Source organism: Haemophilus pittmaniae (genome assembly GCF_900186995.1).
GTDB classification, from domain to species: domain Bacteria; phylum Pseudomonadota; class Gammaproteobacteria; order Enterobacterales; family Pasteurellaceae; genus Haemophilus_D; species Haemophilus_D pittmaniae.
On record NZ_LT906463.1, the window covers coordinates 1831553 to 1850984 of the forward strand.

General features: G+C 40.0%; 14 protein-coding genes. 3 read left to right on the forward strand and 11 right to left on the reverse strand.

Annotated features, from left to right (window positions below):
* Positions 1-30 precede the first annotated feature (30 nt).
* From CKV74_RS08825 to metH, 3 genes are all read right to left on the reverse strand, one after another.
* Positions 31-498, reverse strand: a complete 468-nt coding sequence (locus tag CKV74_RS08825; protein WP_095177030.1) for a hypothetical protein — start codon at positions 496-498, stop codon at positions 31-33.
* 348 nt (positions 499-846) lie between these two features.
* Positions 847-3303: a toll/interleukin-1 receptor domain-containing protein gene (locus CKV74_RS08830; protein ID WP_095177031.1), complete on the reverse strand. Its 2457-nt coding sequence runs from the start codon at positions 3301-3303 to the stop codon at positions 847-849.
* A gap of 58 nt (positions 3304-3361) precedes the next feature.
* Entirely contained in the window at positions 3362-7048 is a 3687-nt protein-coding gene (gene metH, locus CKV74_RS08835) for a methionine synthase (RefSeq protein ID WP_007243179.1), read from the reverse strand.
* Between the two features lie 674 nt (positions 7049-7722).
* On the opposite strand from metH, the gene CKV74_RS08840 reads away from it, so the two are divergent.
* The 3 genes from CKV74_RS08840 to trpA are packed head-to-tail and all read left to right on the forward strand — an operon-like array spanning position 7723 to position 10499.
* Complete coding sequence (locus CKV74_RS08840; protein ID WP_007243183.1) at positions 7723-8481, forward strand: SDR family oxidoreductase; 759 nt, start codon at positions 7723-7725, stop codon at positions 8479-8481.
* Positions 8482-8496: 15 nt separating this feature from the next.
* Positions 8497-9693 (forward strand): tryptophan synthase subunit beta, encoded by a 1197-nt coding sequence (trpB, locus tag CKV74_RS08845; protein WP_095177032.1) that lies wholly within the window; start codon positions 8497-8499, stop codon positions 9691-9693.
* Complete coding sequence (gene trpA / locus CKV74_RS08850; RefSeq protein ID WP_007243131.1) at positions 9693-10499, forward strand: tryptophan synthase subunit alpha; 807 nt, start codon at positions 9693-9695, stop codon at positions 10497-10499. Before trpB ends, trpA begins: the two co-directional genes overlap by 1 nt.
* Before the next feature lie 150 nt (positions 10500-10649).
* On the opposite strand, the gene aroA is transcribed toward trpA, so the two are convergent.
* The 8 genes from aroA to CKV74_RS08890 all read right to left on the reverse strand — a co-directional run bounded on the left by aroA (position 10650) and on the right by CKV74_RS08890 (position 19278).
* Positions 10650-11939 carry a 3-phosphoshikimate 1-carboxyvinyltransferase gene (gene aroA, locus CKV74_RS08855; protein ID WP_007243138.1) on the reverse strand — a complete coding sequence of 430 codons (1290 nt, stop codon included), beginning with the start codon at positions 11937-11939 and terminating at the stop codon, positions 10650-10652.
* Positions 11939-12775, reverse strand: a complete 837-nt coding sequence (gene purU / locus CKV74_RS08860; RefSeq protein ID WP_095177153.1) for a formyltetrahydrofolate deformylase — start codon at positions 12773-12775, stop codon at positions 11939-11941. The genes aroA and purU overlap by 1 nt, the downstream gene beginning before the upstream one ends.
* Positions 12776-12831: 56 nt before the next feature.
* On the reverse strand, positions 12832-13245 hold the full coding sequence (locus tag CKV74_RS08865) for an H-NS family histone-like protein (protein ID WP_007243112.1): 414 nt from the start codon (positions 13243-13245) through the stop codon (positions 12832-12834).
* Positions 13246-13999: 754 nt separating this feature from the next.
* Positions 14000-16864, reverse strand: a complete 2865-nt coding sequence (gene valS / locus CKV74_RS08870) for a valine--tRNA ligase (protein WP_007243114.1) — start codon at positions 16862-16864, stop codon at positions 14000-14002.
* Between the two features lie 8 nt (positions 16865-16872).
* On the reverse strand, positions 16873-17943 hold the full coding sequence (locus tag CKV74_RS08875; RefSeq protein ID WP_095177033.1) for a hypothetical protein: 1071 nt from the start codon (positions 17941-17943) through the stop codon (positions 16873-16875).
* A 14-nt stretch (positions 17944-17957) separates the two neighbouring features.
* Entirely contained in the window at positions 17958-18263 is a 306-nt protein-coding gene (yqfB, locus tag CKV74_RS08880) for a N(4)-acetylcytidine aminohydrolase (RefSeq protein WP_007243140.1), read from the reverse strand.
* Between the two features lie 4 nt (positions 18264-18267).
* Positions 18268-18825, reverse strand: coding sequence for a hypothetical protein (locus CKV74_RS08885; RefSeq protein ID WP_095177034.1), 558 nt, complete (start codon positions 18823-18825; stop codon positions 18268-18270).
* A gap of 30 nt (positions 18826-18855) precedes the next feature.
* Positions 18856-19278, reverse strand: coding sequence for a DNA polymerase III subunit chi (locus CKV74_RS08890; protein ID WP_007243174.1), 423 nt, complete (start codon positions 19276-19278; stop codon positions 18856-18858).
* Between the last annotated feature and the right edge of the window lie 154 nt (positions 19279-19432).

A 19432-nucleotide genomic window follows, 5' to 3' on the forward strand; every position in this document is an offset into this window, starting at 1 on the left:
ACGCAGATGATTTGCCCTCAAAGGTCTTCACTACCCTTCGTGGCACTCCAACCAAGGGCTTTTCATGCCTTGATAATCCTTATAGTAGATCGAGCCACTTTGACGGGCGATCAAATCCACATAGCTGCCATTAATCGGGTTATAGGAACGATAAATCACTTCAAAACGATTGCCACGGGCATTTAAAGTGCGATTTTCAATATGATCAAAAGGTTCGGCCTTACCGCCATCCAATTGGAAATAGATACCGAAATTGTCTTGCAAACGGCTCTCACGAGACAGCGGGAAATATGACGACAAATGCGAACGGCCACCGGTCTCATGATTGCGGCAAACATAGGAATAGCGTTTGTAGTTTTGCGGATTATTCAATTCCGCTTGGCTAATCTGCTCCTTCAAAAAACGCCCCTTCACCACTTTTTTCGTTGGCGTAGAAGTGGTACAAGCAAACAAACTCACCAACGCCACGGCAAGTACGAGATTCTTTAATTTATGCATACGAGTTTCCGAGTAAAGGTTAAACAAAGCGCGGTATGATAGCGGAAATTGGGGATTGTGCAAGGGAGGCTGTTGGTTATCTGTCAAAGTGCGGTAGTTTTCAGGTGTTTTTTTAGTGAAATTAGGCACACGCTAGGAAGTGTGCGTCAACAGATTGTGCAAATAAAGAAAGATAGCGCCAACGTCTACGCTGGTGCTACTTAAGGAAAACATTGCGAATTTTATCCATAACCGTTGGCAGATCTAATATTCAAAATTCTTTGGATTTTTTGACCACACTTTTAATTGATAGGCACAAGCGAGGACGCTTGCGCCACCAAGGTGCCATAATGGAAAGGCAACATTATATTAGAATAATTTTTGAATCTTCTCTATAACACTATCGGGAAGTCCAAATTTTTCTCTATTAAAATAATCTTCTGCTTTTACCTTATCTAAATCGTAATTTAATATAACTAATATTTTGCTGTATATGTACATAATCTTCTTAAAAACATCACTATCTTTAGAAAAACTTTCGTTAATTTCATTTATTGTATCATTTAGCATTTCATAATTAATATTTTCCTGATTTGTAATAATTTCTAGCTTTACTAAAATAGGATATATACTATTACGATACTTTATAATTGCTTCATCTATCTCATCAATAGCTTCTTCATAATTTTCTTTAATATAATAAATATATTGAGCCTTTGATGTTAGATACATTTCATCTGCTTTTTTATGTGAATTATTTTTTAAAGAATCCAGTAGTTTATTAATTAATAAATCTTTGTTATCAATATTCTTCTTTTTAATAACACATCTCAGATACCCTTGTATATTGTAAGGGTTTAATGAATCTAATTCATAGCTCTGTTTTGCATAATTATATGCTAAATCATATTCTTCTATATTTAAGTAAACCTGAACCAGTTCTCTTTTAGCTCTAAAATGATTAATATCTTTACTTAAAACAGATTTTAATCTTTCTAGAGCTTTATTATACTTCCCTACCATTCTATAATAGAACCCAAGAATAAAATCATGTTCAATACCGTTAATACCCTGTACTCGATTTAAAACCTCTTTATCTCTTTGACGAGCTAATGATAAACAACACCAGTAGATAACTTCATCTATAAATTTAGAATCGATATTATTTTTATATTCTAATATTTTATTGGCTAACTTGACAACTATAGAATATCTTTTCTCTTGATTATAAAGTTCTCTCATGGCATTAAGATAGAAAGATGGGATTATATTTTTTCTAGGCATCTCAATATCTAGTTTTAGAGCCTCTTTAGCATAAAAACCAACTTCAGAATAATCAAAAATAGACTCTTCATTATTTAGGATTTCTTTTGCTTGAGATTTGATTTTAGACATTATTTTCTCATTTAGAGAATATCCTTTACGTTCTATATAATCTCTTATTGAATCAGTAAGTTTTATAAAGTTTATATCATCTCCGACTACTTCAAGAATAAAATTGTTTAAAAATGAGTCAAGTAGTTTTTTTACCTCATCTTGCTTATCTTCAAACAATGTATAGATTAAAGAATAGCTAAAAAATTCTCCCATCGATAGCAATTTTAATAATTGCATAGCTAGAGTATTATTTTCATATTCAGAAATTAATAACTGAGAACTATTTTTGTTATAAGCAATAACATTTTCAATACATTGAGTTATAGTAAGGTCTTTACTTAAAAGTAGATTTATTGAAAATCTAATTTGTTCAGGCATACCTGAGAAAATATCTAGCAAATCGTCAAAATCTTTTTTTGATAAAGAAATATCATAAATATTAAGTAGTCTCTCAAAATAATTTTTTCTATCTATCTTATTAAATTCATTTAATGATAAGTAAAGAATTTCATTGTTGTTGAAAAATTTAGATCTATTTATAAATTTAGTAGTTGATGTGACACAAAATACAATTTCGTTATCTTTATTTTTTATTCCTTTTATTAATTCAATAAACCAGTTTGATGCCTCTCCATTATTTTTAAAAATAAATTGATTATCTAGTATAAATAGCATTTCCCCACAACTACGTAATTCATATATTAAATCTCGGCAAATATTAATCTTAGTACTCATGGGAGTGTCGATAAGGTTTGTATTCTCAAATAAAGATTCATTTTTTGAATATCCTAAGCTATGTAATCTACTAATTAAATCCTCAATTGAGTCTCTTCTGTCAAAATTTAATATTATAGGCTTATAGTGTTCTTCAATAATATTATAGTCTTTAAGCATTTTCTTTATGAATTTCTGCTTTCCTACCTTAGGGAGTCCACTCACTATAAGAGTGCTCGGTTTAATATCTCCATAAAGCTCTTCAAAACGTTTTTTTTCTTCATTTCTGCCAATAAATAGTTGCTCTTCTTTTTTTAGACGAGGTTTTTTCTCAAGAGATAAGCTGAAAAGTTCATTCTTTATTAGAAATGCAGATCTTCCGGGATTGATTATGTATTTAATATTATAAGTCCTCATCCAATTAGGGATTTTTTCATGTTTATAATCAATATTATCGTCGATAATTATAGGTTTGAAATATACACTTTCATGTTCATTAACAAATTTTTTAGCAATAAGTAACTCTCTTTTAACCCAATCACTATTTAATGCATCTATAGAAATAAAGAAAACAAATATGCCTGACTTCTCAATTCCTTTATAAATTTCATCTAAGGTTTTCCCTCCCTCTTCAAAAGTCCATGCATCATAAGCAATATTATCTTTACCTAATATTTTAGCAACTTGTTCTACATATGTTTTTTGCTTACTGCTATGTGATAAAAAAGCTTTCATTTATTATTTCCTTCAATTTTATTTATAGAATAATGAATTAAATATTTAAAAAATAATTTCACTTCATCGCCACACCCAACCATTTCATCATCTCTCTCTCATCCCAGCCTTTACGTTTGGCATAATCTTGAGCTTGGTCTTCGTCAATGCGACCTAAAGTGAAATAGTTACTTGCAGGGTGGGTGAAGTACCAACCGCAGACGGAAGCTGCCGGCCACATGGCGTAGCTTTCGGTGAGTTTCATGCCGATGCGTTGTTCGACTTCCAATAAATCCCAAATCAAGGCTTTTTCCGTGTGTTCCGGGCAGCTTGGATAACCCGGTGCCGGGCGGATGCCGACATAGTTTTCATTGATTAAACCTTGATTGTCGAATTCTTCTTGCGTGTAGCCCCAAATGCGGGTACGAAGCTCAAAGTGCAAGTATTCCGCCATGGCTTCCGCTAAGCGATCGCCCACAGCTTGTAGCAAGATAGCGTTATAGTCATCACCCGCTGCTTTATAGCCTTCCACTAGATCCATTTCTTCAATACCCGCACAGACGGCAAACATCCCCATCCAGTCTTTTTTACCGCTTTTGCGATCGGCAATAAAGTCGCTTAAGGCAAAGTTAAACGGACTTTTGCTGTTTTTGCCGCGTTCCGTTTGTTGACGTAAACCGTAAGCGGTGCCGATTGGTTGAGAGCGTTCTTCATCAGCAAAAAGCACCACATCATCGCCCACACGTTCCGCAGGGAAGATGCCTAAAATACCGCTTGGGTTGAGTTTGTGGTTTTGCTCTAATTCATCTAAGACCACTTGCGCATCGTTCCACACTTTGCGTGCTTCTTCGCCACCTTCTGGATAATCAAAGGCATCCGGATAGCCGCCCATCAAGCCCCAAATGCGGAAGAATGGTGACCAGTCGATAAATTTACGCAGAGTGGCAATCGGTACATTTTTAAATTCCACAATACCGGTTTGGTTTGGTTTCGGTGGCACGTAATCTGCCCATTCACCACTAAAGCCATCAAAGCGGTTCGCACGTGCTTCTTCAATGCTCAGTTGTTTGCGTAGCGGTTTGCGATTGGCAAAGGATTGTTGGATTTTCTCGTAATCCTGTTTAAAACGTTCCCACAATTCTACGCGACTTTCCGGATTCATTAAGGTTGCACAGACCGTCACCGCACGGGAGGCGTTGGAAGTGTAAAATACGCCGTGTTCTTTGTATTTTGGATAAAGCTTAATTGCTGTATGTTCTTTGGAAGTAGTAGCTCCGCCAATCAACACCGGCAAGTTCAAACCAAGGCGAGTCATTTCACCAAGGAAATATTCCATTTCATCGAGGGATGGCGTAATTAAGCCACTCAAGCCAATAATATCGGCTTTTTCATCAATGGCGGTTTGAATGATTTTGTCCGCCGGCACCATCACGCCTAAATCAATCACTTCAAAGTTATTACATTGCAAGACCACGCTCACAATGTTTTTACCGATGTCGTGCACATCGCCTTTCACGGTCGCAATCACCACTTTACCGTTGCTTGAACCTTTTTGTTTGGTTGCGTTAATAAACGGCTCTAAGTACGCCACGGATTGTTTCATCACGCGCGCAGATTTCACCACTTGTGGCAGGAACATTTTACCGTCACCGAATAAATCGCCGACCACATCCATTCCCGCCATAAGTGGCCCTTCAATCACATCTAATGGGCTTGGCAATTGCTGACGGGCTTCTTCCGTATCTTCTACGATGTGCGTCGTAATCCCTTTCACAAGGGCGTGTTTTAAACGTTCCTCCACCGGCCAAGTGCGCCATTCTGCGATGGTATTATCTTCTTGCGTAGTGCCTTGATTACGATATTTTTCCGCAATATCGAGTAGTTTTTCGGTGGCATCCGGGCTGCGATTTAACACCGCATCTTCTACAATTTCACGCAATTCAGGATCGAGATCGTCATAAATTGCGAGCTGCCCCGCATTCACAATCCCCATATCCATGCCTTGTTTGATGGCGTGATAGAGGAAGACGGCGTGAATGGCTTCACGCATCACGTTGTTACCACGGAATGAGAAAGAGACATTCGACACCCCGCCTGAGATTTTCGCATGCGGTAGCGCTCGTTTAATACGGCCTGTAGCGTTGATGAAATCCACGCCGTAGTTGTTGTGTTCTTCAATCCCCGTACCGATGGCAAAAATATTCGGGTCGAAAATAATGTCTTCTGGTGGGAATCCGACTTGGTTCACCAAAATGTCATAAGCGCGGCTACAAATTTCCACTTTGCGATCTTCGGTATCGGCTTGACCTACTTCGTCAAACGCCATGACTACCACAGCTGCACCATATTTACGCACCTGTTTAGCGTGGTCGATAAAGATTTCTTCGCCTTCTTTTAATGAGATTGAGTTCACAATCGGTTTACCTTGCACCGACTGCAAACCTGCCTCAATCACTTCCCATTTAGACGAGTCGATCATCACCGGCACTTTGGCAGCATCCGGCTCGGTTGCCATAATATTGAGGAAACGAGTCATGCATTTTTTGCCGTCTAGCAAGGCTTCGTCCATATTGACATCGATCACTTGCGCGCCGTTTTCCACTTGGTCGATGGCAATTTCAATGGCTTCGGCAAATTTGTCTTCTTTAATTAAGCGTTTGAATTTCGCCGAACCTGTCACGTTATTGCGTTCACCCACGTTCACAAATAGGCTTTCATCATCAATATTAAGAGGCTCTAAGCCCGATAAACGCATCGCGGTTTTAATTTCTGGCAATTTACGCGGTGCAATACCTTGCATTGCATCCGCAAAGGCTTTGATATGTTCAGGCGTTGTACCACAACAACCGCCGACAATGTTCACAAAGCCACTTTCAGCCCATTCTTTAAGGTGTGCCGCCATTTCTTCAGCCCCTAAATCGTAGCCACCAAAGGCATTTGGCAAGCCGGCATTCGGGTGCACAGAAACATAGGTTTCGCTGATTTTAGACAGTTGTTCAACATATTGGCGGAGTTCTTTCGGACCTAGCGCACAGTTCAAACCGAAAGTTAGCGGTTTAGCGTGACGAAGCGAGTTGTAGAATGCTTCGGTGGTTTGCCCAGAAAGCGTACGGCCGGAAGCATCGGTAATGGTGCCGGAAATCATAATCGGCAATTCCACACCTAATTCTTCAAACACGGTTTCAATCGCGAAAATAGCGGCTTTTGCGTTTAACGTGTCGAAAATGGTTTCGATCATAATCAAATCCGCACCACCTTCGATTAAACCTTTGGTCGCTTCAGCATAGGCATCCACTAATTCCATAAAGGTAATGTTACGAAAACCCGGATCGTTTACATCAGGGGAAATAGAGGCTGTACGGTTGGTTGGCCCTAACACGCCTGCGACAAAGCGAGGTTTTTCCGGTGTGCTGTATTTGTCGGCAGCCAGACGCGCTAATTTTGCCCCTGCAAAATTCAGTTCATAGGCAATGGATTGTAAATCATAATCTGCTTGTGCAATGGTGGTGGAACTGAAAGTGTTAGTTTCAATAATATCCGCGCCCGCTGCCAAATATTTCTCATGAATCGCAGAAATCAACAACGGCTGGGTTAAGGTAAGCAAATCATTATTCCCACGCAAATCCACCGTACTGTCTTTGAAACGTTCGCCTCTAAAATCAGCCTCGGTGAGTTTGTATTTTTGGATCATCGTTCCCATCGCACCATCTAAAATAAGGATGCGTTCAGCGAGGGATTTTTTCAGTAATTCGGCGGGATTTCTCATGGGTTTTGTTCCGTTAATGGTGTGCAAATTAGTGCGGGGATAATAGGGAGAAGGGGGGAATGTGTCAAATGGTAAGGTGGGATTTTTTATTTAAAATTTCATATCGTTAGTATTGGTTTTATTTCAATATGATGGGATGTTTTCTATATTGGATTTCGCCTAGCGACCTTCTTTCTTTTGCTTACTCAAAAGTAGGCAAAAAGAAGAACAGCGAGTAAAACGTGACATTAAAACGCCCTCTCGATTTTTATAATTTCTTTCAAAAACACACGTAACCAATTGATTTTATTAGCATTGAATAAAAAACCAAAATAAATGTGACATATTTTTGAATAAGCTAAGAAAATCAATGACTCCCTTGTAAATCGTCAGGCGACTTTCAATTTTTAGGAAATTTTCGCTTGTTTGAACCGTTTACTATTAGTTTGAAAATTTCTGTGAAGAAAATTGAAATCAAGCGCGGTTAAGCGATTTACCCGAGGCTCTTGCCTTTGCTTTCTTTTGAGCAAGCAAAAGAAAGAAGTCGCCCTTTGGGCGAAGACCTGATGCAAAAAACCCCAGAATTCCTCTATATTTTTTTGTACTAGTGTAGTAGTATGGCGAGCAAAATTTAAATAAAAACCAAAAAGGGACACGGCATAAAAGTTGTGTCGATTATAAGGAGTAAAATTTCTATGGTTCAAACAGCAATGGTTACCGGAGCAACTTCCGGATTTGGTGCAGCAATTTGTCGTACGCTGGTAAACGCGGGTTATCGCGTAATTGGTACGGGACGTCGCATCGAACGTTTGGAAAGTTTAAAAGAAGAATTAGGCACGGCGTTTTATCCCTTAGCCTTTGATATTTCACTTCGTGATGCCTGTAAAGAAGCCTTTCAATCCATGCCTATTACTTGGCAACAGATTGATTTATTAGTGAACAATGCCGGCTTGGCGTTGGGCTTGGAAACCGCCTATAAAGCCAGTTTGGCCGATTGGGAGCAAATGATCGATACCAATATTAAGGGATTGGTCACCATGACCCGCTTAATTCTGCCGGAAATGGTGGCACGTAAACGCGGCCATATTATTAATATCGGCTCTATTGCCGGCACCTATCCTTACCCGGGCGGTAATGTGTATGGTGCAACCAAAGCCTTTGTAGAACAATTTAGCCTCAACTTACGGGCTGACTTGGCGGGCACGAATATTCGCGTAACGAATGTAGAACCCGGCCTGTGTGGCGGTACGGAGTTTTCCAATGTGCGCTTTAAAGGCGATAACGAACGTGCCGCGAGCCTTTACCAAGATGTGCAATACGTCACGCCACAAGATATTGCTAATATCGTGTTATGGCTCAACCAACAGCCGGAACACGTCAATATTAACCGCATTGAAGTGATGCCGACGGCACAAAGTTTTGCGCCGCTCAATGTGTTTAAAGATCCAAAATAAACAAGGAAATACTATATGTCAGACACCCTCTTAAATCCGTATTTCGGTGAATTTGGCGGTATGTATGTGCCGGAAATTCTGATTCCCGTCCTGCAGCAGTTGGAGAAAGCCTTTGTTGAAGCCAAAGATGATCCGGCATTCCAGCAGGAATTTCAGGATCTGTTGAAAAACTATGCCGGCCGGCCAACTGCTTTGACACTTTGCCGCAACCTCACCAAAGGCACTAAGGCGAAGATCTACCTAAAACGCGAAGATTTATTGCATGGTGGCGCGCATAAAACCAACCAAGTATTAGGCCAAATTCTACTGGCCAAACGCATGGGTAAAACCCGTATCATCGCAGAAACCGGCGCCGGTCAACACGGTGTGGCAACTGCCTTAGCCTGTGCGATGTTGGATATGCCTTGCCGTGTGTACATGGGGGCGAAGGATGTAGAACGTCAATCGCCAAACGTTTTCCGTATGCGTTTAATGGGTGCCGAAGTGGTTCCGGTACAAAAAGGTTCTTGTTCCTTGAAAGATGCCTGTTGTGAAGCTATGCGCGATTGGTCAGCCAACTATGAAAACACCCATTATCTGCTCGGTACAGCAGCCGGTCCGCACCCATTCCCAACCATCGTGCGCGAATTCCAAAAAATGATCGGTGAAGAAACCAAACGCCAAATTCTTGAAAAAGAAGGTCGTTTGCCGGATGCGGTCATTGCCGCGGTTGGTGGTGGTTCCAACGCAATCGGGATGTTTAATGACTTTATTGATGAACCGAATGTACGTCTAATCGGTATCGAACCGGCCGGCCATGGTATTGAAAGTGGAGAACATGGCGCACCATTAGGCCATGCCAAAGTGGGTATTTATTTCGGTATGAAATCTCCGTTAATGCAAACGGAAGACGGCCAAGTGGAAGAATCCTACTCTATCTCCGCCGGCTTAGACTTCCCTTCCGTGGGACCACAACATGCGTATCTCAAAAGCATTGGACGGGCAGAATACCCAAGCATCACCGATGATGAAGCGCTAGATGCGTTCCAACAATTGGCTAAACACGAGGGGATTATTCCGGCGTTGGAAAGTTCCCATGCCTTGGCGCATGCCTTAAAAATGATCCATCAAGAGCCGAATAAGGAACAAATTCTGGTGGTAAACCTCTCCGGTCGCGGTGACAAAGATATTTTCACCGTGGATAAAGTTTTGAAAGAAAAAGGAATGCAATAATGAGCCGCTTTGAAATTAAATTTGCCGAACTTGCAGCCAAAAAAGAAGGCGCATTTGTCCCTTTCGTGACCCTTTGCGATCCAACCTTTGATCGTTCCTTTGAAATTATTTGCACCTTAGTTGAAAACGGTGCAGATGCCTTAGAACTTGGCTTTCCGTTTTCCGATCCGCTATTAGATGGCCCGGTCATTCAGGCGGCCAATAACCGCGCATTAACTGCCGGCCATAGCACGGAAGACAGTTTTCAATTGCTTGCCAAGGTACGCGCAAAATACCCGGAAATTCCAATCAGCTTATTACTGTGCGCTAATTTAATTTTCGCTAAGGGTTTGGATAATTTCTATCAACGCTGCGCGGAAGTCGGGGTTGATGCCGTATTGGTCGCTGATATTCCGCTGTTGGCTAAGGAAGATTATGTCGCTGCGGCCAAACGCCATGGCATTCAACCGGTATTTATTTGTCCGCCAAACGCCGATGCCAAAACAGTACAAGGTGTTGCAGAAAATAGCCAAGGTTATACCTATTTGGTTTCCCGTGCCGGCGTGACCAGTGCGGAAAATCAAAGCCATGCAGCCAATCTGGACAGCCTTGTGGAACAACTAAAAGCCCACAATGCGCCACCGATTCTACAAGGTTTCGGCATTGCCCAACCAGCACAAGTGAAAGAAGCATTACAACTGGGCGCTGCCGGTGCGATTTCCGGTTCGGCCACCGTGAAAATCATTGAGCGTAATTTAGATAATCATGCCCAATGCCTAAATGAGCTTGGCGAATTCGTACGAAATATGAAAGCCGCTACTAAATAATCAAAATAGGCGTTTGGCTGTCCGTTGAGGAAATTCAAACGCCCTCTCTTTCTTCAGCGTTTTTGCGAAAACAGCATCTAACTCATTGATTTTATTAGCATTGCTTTAAAAAAGAAAAAAACGGTCAAATTTGACCGTTTTTTATGCTATTTAGGGTTGGCTAAGTTTTTCAAACTCGCTAAAGAAGGTTGGAAAGGTTTTAGCCGTACACTGCGGATCTAAAATTGTGACCGCCGTATCAGACAATGCCACTAACGCAAAACACATCGCCATGCGATGGTCGTTGTAGGTCGCAATCTCTGCCGGCAAGAATTGTTGTGGCGGTTGAATGCGGATAAAATCCTCGCCTTCTTCCACTTCCGCGCCGACTTTGCGTAATTCGGTAGCCATCGCACTCAAGCGATCGGTTTCCTTCACCCGCCAGTTGTAAATATTGCGGATCACGGTTTCACCTTTGGCAAAAAGAGCGGTTGTCGCAATGGTCATTGCTGCATCGGGAATATGGTTCATATCCATATCAATGCCCTGCAATTCTCCTTGTTCTGCCAAAATAAAATCCTCACCCCAAGTAATTTTTGCGCCCATTTTAGCCAACACATCGGCAAATAAACGATCGCCTTGGATAGAATTTTTACCAATTCCGCTGACTTTCACCTTGCCTTTAATCGCCGCAGCAGCCAAGAAATAAGAGGCCGAAGACGCATCGCCTTCCACCAAATAATTCCCTGGGGAACGATAGGTTTGACGACCTTTGACCAGGAAGCATTGGTAATCCCGATTTTCAACGATAATCCCAAAATCCTTCATCATCGCCAAGGTAATATCGATATAAGGTTTGGAAACTAATTCACCTTTAATACGAATTTCCATATCGCCTTCGGCAAGCGGTGCAGCCATTAATAAGGCAGTTAAAAACTGAGAGGAAATTGAACCATCGATTTCCACCATTCCTCCCTGCAAACCGGCATTGCGAATTGCCAACGGCGGATAACCTTCATTTTCTAAATAACGGATTTGCGCACCGGCTTGGCGTAAAGCATCCACTAAATGCAAAATCGGCCGTTCTTTCATTCGCGGTTCACCGGTTAGAATCACTTCACCGACACTTTTACCCACCAAGCAAAGCGCCGCACATAACGGACGCATGGCAGTACCGGCATTACCTAAAAATAGGCTCAGACCATCCTGCACCGCAAACGCTCCGCCCAGACCAACAACTCGGCATTCGGTTTTATCTTCCGATAAGCTCAGTTGCACACCAAGCGCCTGTAGTGCATTTAGCATATGGCGAATATCATCGCTATCCAGTAAGTTGCGCACTAAGGTTTCGCCCTGAGCTAAGGCAGCTAATAATAAGGCTCGATTGGATAGACTTTTGGAGCCTGGCAGGCGAATTTCACCAACAACCTGTTGAATAGGCTCGAGAGTCAATTTTTCCATTACAGCACCACCGTTTTATTTTTATAAACGAAGATTTTGTCGTGCAATGCTAAATCCAATGCTCGGCTTAATACGGTTTTTTCCACATCACGGCCGGCACGCATCATGGCATCTGCACTGTAAGTATGATCCACATTAATGACGTTTTGCATAATAATCGGACCTTGATCCAATTCATTATTAATAAAATGAGCAGTTGCACCGATGATTTTTACCCCGCGCTCATAAGCCTGTTGGTATGGACGCGCACCGATAAAGGCCGGTAAGAAGGAATGGTGAATATTGATCACACGATTTGGATAACGGGCAACGAACTCCGGATTTAGCACCCGCATATATTTGGCCAACACAATGAGATCCGGCGCATACTCGTCTATTTTGTCCGCCAATAATTTATCATGCTCGACACGGGTTAAACCTTGGTGGCTCACGCAATGGAACGGGATATCAAAACGTTCTACCAATTCGCGTAAATCCTCATGGTTACCGATCACCGCGGCAATTTCCATGTCCAACGCACCATAATAATTTTTCATCAAAATATCACCCAAACAATGAGCTTCTTTAGTCACTAAAATTACAATACGCTTGCGGTGATTGCCAATCAAACGGCAATTAGTACCTTCCGGTAAGCTATAAGCTAAATCGGCAAGCAAGGTTTCTTCATTAAAAATACCTTCCAATTCAGTACGCATAAAAAAGTGTTTGGTTTCAAAATCCACAAACTCATTGTTATGCAAAATATTCAATTGGTGCTTGTAACAAATGTTGGTGATTTTAGCGATTAACCCTTTATCATCGGGACAATCGGTCAGTAATATTTTTTTCTCTAGCATAGTCATTTATAAATAAAAAAAGAGAACCCGTAAAAACGGGTTCTCAGTGAAAAGAATTATTTGATTTTGAAAGAGGATAAGGATTTACCTTTGGCTAACGCAGCTTGAATTGCACGCGGCGTACGGCCTTGGCCGGTCCAGGTTTTCACATTACCTTGCTCATCTTTATATTGATATTGTGCAGGGCGTGGTTCACGTTGTTTTCTTGGTTTCTTCGCTTTTACAGAAGTATTGAAAAGCGCTGCGAAATCATCGGCTGTAAAACCTTCTTTTTCGATGAGTTCTTTATATTTCTCTACTTTCGCACGACGCTCAGCATCCGCTTTCAATAACTCAGCTTCAGCGGCACGTTTTTCTTCGACCAAAGTTTGTAATTTTTCTAAAACAGTTTCAGCATGCTCTAAAGTTAATTCTTTCAAAGCCGCACGCAAACTGCGCAGGTTAGTTAATGCTTTAGTTAATTCGCTCATAATTCATTTCTCCATAAGTAGAATTTGTTGACTAAATTCTGTTACCGGTGTGAATCATACCAAATTTATTGAAAAATAAAATTACAAAAACACATTAATTGTGAAAAAAGTTTGGTTAGACCAGTTCTAAATAATATGTAATACACTGAATTTTCAACAAAAAAACGGCCAAATATAAATAACAAATCCTTTAATCTATATAGAGATAGAATTCTAATTAACAAACAATTTCTTGTCTCAATCCATAAATAAAAAAACAAGTTAATCAAAAGATTAACCTGTTTTTCTTTTATACCGGCTCCTTTGAAAATAAATTATTCCAGAAGAATATTAACTTCTCTTTTCTCTCGCCCCTATAAAAAAATTATCCTCTAGTACATTTGATACCCCTAAGGTTTTCCAAAGGCCTTTCTGAAGCTTGCTTGATAAGATATTCTTAATATTGAATCATGCAAACTCAATTTTCGCTCTATCTAATTTACTCGCATTTTGTAAATCATTGATACTTTTCTTATGACCTAGATTACCTATCCCCATATCTAATACTGATGGTATTCGTTCTATTAAAACTACATATTCTTTAAGTAACGGAAAAGCTTATTAACTTTATTGAAAGAAATAATAAAATAGAGACATAACGCAACAATAATTTGATCTTTTGTCCAATCGCTTATTCGCAGTCATCCTATTCTAAGTATCTTAAAAAAAACAGCTAACTTATTTTCATAAATTAGCTGTTTATATTTATTTAAAACTACAACGCTTCAATCGCTTTATACTGCTCTTGGATTTTTTCTAATCCAGATTGGTATTCCGCTTGTTTTTCGCGTTCTTTCGCAATCACTACTTCTGGTGCTTTAGCCACGAAAGCTTCATTGCTGAGTTTATTTTCGATGCGCTTAACCTCATTTTGATATTTTTCAATCTCTTTGGTTAAACGGGCAAGCTCTGCTTCTTTATTGATAAAGCCAGCCATTGGCACGAGCAATTCAGCATTGCCGACGAGTTTTGCTACCGCAAGTGGTGCTGTTTCGTTTGCAGCTAACACTTGAACGTTGTCTAACTTCGCCATGGCTTTTAAAAGAGCGGTCTGTTTTTCGAGAATTTTTGCATTTTCTACGCTTAAATTACGGAATAACAGATCTAAGCCTTTGCTTGGTGCGATATTGCTTTCTGCACGAATATTACGTACTGCAACAATCACTTCTTTTAACCACTCAATTTCAGCTTCTGCTTCTGGATCAAAGCCGTTTTCTTCCACCTGTGGGAAAGGCTGTAACATAATACTGTCAGCCGTAATGCCGACGAAACCTTTCACTTTTTGCCAAATTTCTTCGGTAATAAATGGAATCAGTGGATGTGCTAAACGTAATAATTTTTCTAGCACATGAACCAAAGTTTGGCTTGCCGCACGAATTTGTGCTGCATTACCGTTTGCAAATACTGGTTTAGTCAATTCTAAATACCAGTCGCAGAATTGGTTCCAGGTAAATTCATAAATTGCGTTAGCACAAAGATCGAAACGATATTGGCTTAATGAGTTACGGAAAGTTTCCACTGTGCGGTTGAATTCTGATTGAATCCAACGATCTGCCAATGAGAACTCGATCTCACCTTCGCTTAAATCTAATTTGTCATTCGTTAAGACGAAACGGCTTGCATTCCATAATTTATTACAGAAGTTACGGTAGCCTTCTAAACGTTTCATATCCCAGTTGATATCACGACCGTTTGAAGCCAACGCAGCTAATGTGAAACGCAATGCGTCTGTGCCGTGAGCCGCAATCCCTTCTGCAAACTCTTTGCGAGTCGCTTTAGCAATTTTTTCTGCTAATTGTGGCTGCATCATGTTGCCTGTGCGTTTTTCAAGTAAATCTTCAAGGCTAATGCCGTCAATCATATCGATTGGGTCAAGTACGTTACCTTTCGATTTCGACATTTTTTGACCTTGCTCATCACGGATTAAGCCTGTTACGTACACGGTTTTGAATGGTACTTGCGGTTTGCCGTTTTCATCTTTCACGAAGTGCATCGTGAACATAATCATACGCGCAACCCAGAAGAAGATGATGTCAAAGCCAGTGATTAACACATCTGTCGGGTGGAACATTTTGAGTTCTTTAGTTTGCTCTGGCCAACCTAAAGTAGAGAACGTCCATAAGCCTGATGAGAACCATGTGTCTAATACGTCTTCATCTTGTTTGAGTTCAACCGTAGAATCTAAGCTGTATTTTGACCGCACTTCTTCTTCGTTACGTGCAACATACACATTACCTTCTGCGTCATACCACGCAGGAATACGGTGTCCCCACCAAAGTTGGCGAGAGATACACCAATCTTGAATATCACGCATCCAAGAGAAGTAAAGGTTTTCATATTGTTTCGGAACAAATTGGATTTCGCCGTCTTCCACCGCTTTAATCGCCACATCAGCAAGCGGTTTCACACTCACATACCATTGGTCGGTTAGCATCGGCTCAATCGGCACGCCACCACGGTCACCATAAGGCACTTTCAAATCGTGCGGTTTGATTTCGTCTAATAAACCCAGCGCTTCAAAATCTGCCACGATTTTCTTACGTGCAGCGAAACGCTCTAAGCCGTGGTAATCAGCTGGGATAGTCGCTTCATAGCCTGCAAGCGGTTTACCGTCAGTACCGATAATTTCCGCTTCATCACGGATATCTGCATTTAAAGTTAACACGTTAACCATCGGTAAGCTGTGACGTTTACCCACTTCGTAGTCGTTGAAGTCATGCGCTGGAGTGATTTTCACTACACCAGTACCGAATTCACGATCGACGTATTCATCCGCAATAATCGGAATTTCGCGATTAGCCAATGGCAGAACCACTGTTTTACCGATTAAAGATTGATAACGTTCATCTTCAGGATGCACCGCCACCGCCGTATCACCCAACATGGTTTCCGGACGCGTGGTGGCAACCACTAAATAATCTTTACCATCTGCCGTTTTTGCACCGTTAGCTAACGGATAGCGGAAATGCCAAAGAGAACCTTTGCTCTCTTTGTTTTCTACTTCTAAATCAGAAATCGCGGTATGAAGTTTTGGATCCCAGTTTACCAAGCGTTTGCCACGGTAAATCAAACCTTCTTCGTGCAAACGCACAAACACTTCTTTTACCGCGTTAGATAAACCGTCATCCATGGTAAAACGCTCACGTTCCCAGTCGATTGAGTTACCTAAACGGCGCATTTGTTGGCTAATTGTGCCACCAGAATAGGCTTTCCAATCCCAAATTTTGTTGATAAACGCTTCACGACCATAATCGTGGCGGGTTTTGCCTTCTTCAGCCGCAATTTTACGCTCAACCACCATTTGAGTAGCGATACCCGCGTGGTCTGTTCCCGCTTGCCATAAGGTGTTATGCCCTTCCATACGGTTAAAACGGATTAAGGTATCCATTAAGGTTTGTTGGAAAGCATGCCCCATGTGTAGGGAACCTGTGACGTTCGGCGGCGGAATCGCAATACAATAGCTCGGCGCATTTTCATTTTCAGACGGTTTAAAATAACCGCTCTCTTCCCAATGTTGATAAAGGGCTTGTTCTACCGCAGACGGATTAAAACGGTCTGCCATTTCAAATTTTTGTGTCATTGTTTTCTCTATTTTGTTAATTTCGAACCTAAATTTTTTAAATTATCCGCTATTTCATCAGACTTAACGAAAGCTGAATCTAAATATCGCTCCTTCATGATCTTCATTAAATCATAAATACTAATTTCTTTGATTAAAATATCTGGAGACTGTTTATCTTCTATTAGTCTCGTTTCCCCTTTAGTTATGATCCAAATTTGTTTATCTGCATTGTCATTGAATGAAATAGTTTGCTTTACTATTTTTCCGCTATATGTAGAACCAAAATTATAATTAATATTTGTAGAACTTCTTATTATTTGAGCCTCATAATTATTAATTTGAGTCATTTTTTCTTGTTCCCACATAGATGTAGGTTTTAAAGTACAATCATAAATAACTTCTAATCTATGTCCATTTGTTGATACACTTGATACTTTAAATATACCATCGGCTCTTCCCCCTGAATTATTTCTTGGGACAGCATAAATCTCTGGAATTCCTAGAGATTTTAATATAAAGAAGGTAAAATCTTCGAAATCAGATCCTCTATAAATTTTTTCTAAACTTGATTCTAAATTAGTAAAAAATACCTCTGTTAGTATTTTTGTGTCTAATTCTTCTTTTATAAAATTATCTTTAATCTCGTTTTTTTTAATCAATTTTAATTCGTTAGCAAAGCATTTATCATTAACAAATTTAGGAATAAAACTAACAGAATCTCCTTCTTTTAATCCGTTAACTTCATCTGCTAATAATGAATGTTTATACGAATCTTTCTTACAAAAGAAATCATTTTCTTGTTTCTCATTAACTTTATTAATTATAAAATCACCATTGTCTAGTATCTTCTTTATAGTTGATTCTAAGCGTTTCTCAGCAAGTTCTATATTATTAGCAAAAGCTCCTTTTTCTGTAATATTAGGGATAAATCTAACTAATGAGCCTTCTGCTAAAGATTTTATTTCTTTCTCAGGTAGAGTTTCCGCATAAGAGGATTTTTTGCATAAAAAATCCCTTGATTGATTCTTATCTATTTTGTTAATAATAAGATCACCATTATCAAGAACTTGTTTTATTGTTGATTCAATTTTATTCATAACATATCCTTTCATCATGCCAAATTAAATTTGATTACATAAAATAGACTCTCATTCGGATAAATTACTTTAATCAGTTCTCGCAATTCTACTAACCCCATATTCTCCTGCTTCGCCTGCTGATCCGTCAGTTCATCAAGAGTAATCGGCGACACACTTAACACTTCAATCGTGCAGAAATATTGATTATCTTCAAACCGCCCCACTCGCAAAATATCACCTGCTTTAAAATGGCTTTCGGATTTATCCCGAATGGTAATCGTTTTACGCCCAGCGAGAATATCGGTTTCGAAGCGTTGATAAAAGGTGATGTCGTTCATTGGCTTATTCATTTACACGTAAATCATCGCGTAAACGTTGCATTTCTAAAAATAAGCGACGTTCTTCTTGGCGGCAAAAACTATATTCACCTAATTTAGCATAATCTTCAGTACAGCGAATTTGCTCGTATTGTTTTTCAACTTCTGTTAGTAAGGCGAGTTGTTGCTGATAATAGGCACTACGTTTTTTAGTTTTACTTTGGCTTTTATTTGAAAGGGCTGAGGTTGTTGAAGATGCTGCCTTTTGTTCTTTAGTTGCTTCAGCATTTTTTTCAACGGCTTCAGCTGGCGTGGCTAAGGCTGCTTTAATGCTCTTATTTTCTACCTGAGGTGCTTCTGATTGTTGTTCCATCTTATTTGCGGTTAGCGAGGTTTGTTCTGCTTGTGTTTTTGCCTCTTGTTTTGAGGTTTCTTCCTGTTGTTGAGATGCAGTTTCCGTCACTGAAGCTACCGTAGGTGCAGCATTTTCATTTTTAGCTGGAGTTTTTTCATTATTATCGCAACCGGCCAATAACAAAACAGCACTAAAAGAGATAATGCTAATTGTGTTTTTAAAATTCATTTGAGACTCCAATGTGAGATTATATGTAATTTACTGATTTTCAGTTGAAAGTTGCCAACCTTGTTGACGTAGCATCTTATAACGCTCTCTCGCCTGTGCTTTTTGTTCTTCCTGCTGTGGCACAAAGTCAATCAATTGCGTGAAACTATTGCTAAACTCAGGTACATCCTGTTGCAGATTGATTAACAAATCCCGCCGTTGCGCATTTCGTTTACCTTTCCAGCTAATTTCAATGGGCGCCGCATATTGCGTCGCTTCACCGGAAAGATTGTGTGGAACAAATTCATCGGGTTCACGCGCCCATAAGGCTTCATCAATATCCAATGCTTGCTGCTCGGTTTCACAAGCAATCAGCACTTTCCGCCCCAAACGCCAAGATTGGGCGGCTAAATCACAAGCCAATTGTTCAGCTGTTTGCTCTTTTAGAATATAAAATTGGGCATTCTTCGCCATTTTTGTGCCTTCAAAGCTAAATTTAAGCGCGTAATTTTACCTAAAACTCGCCTAAAAATAAATGCTTATCTATAGGTCGGACAAATAATAAGCATAAATAAAATGCTATTATTCATTCCTGCCCAAATGAGCTTTTTTTTTATAAAGATAGACG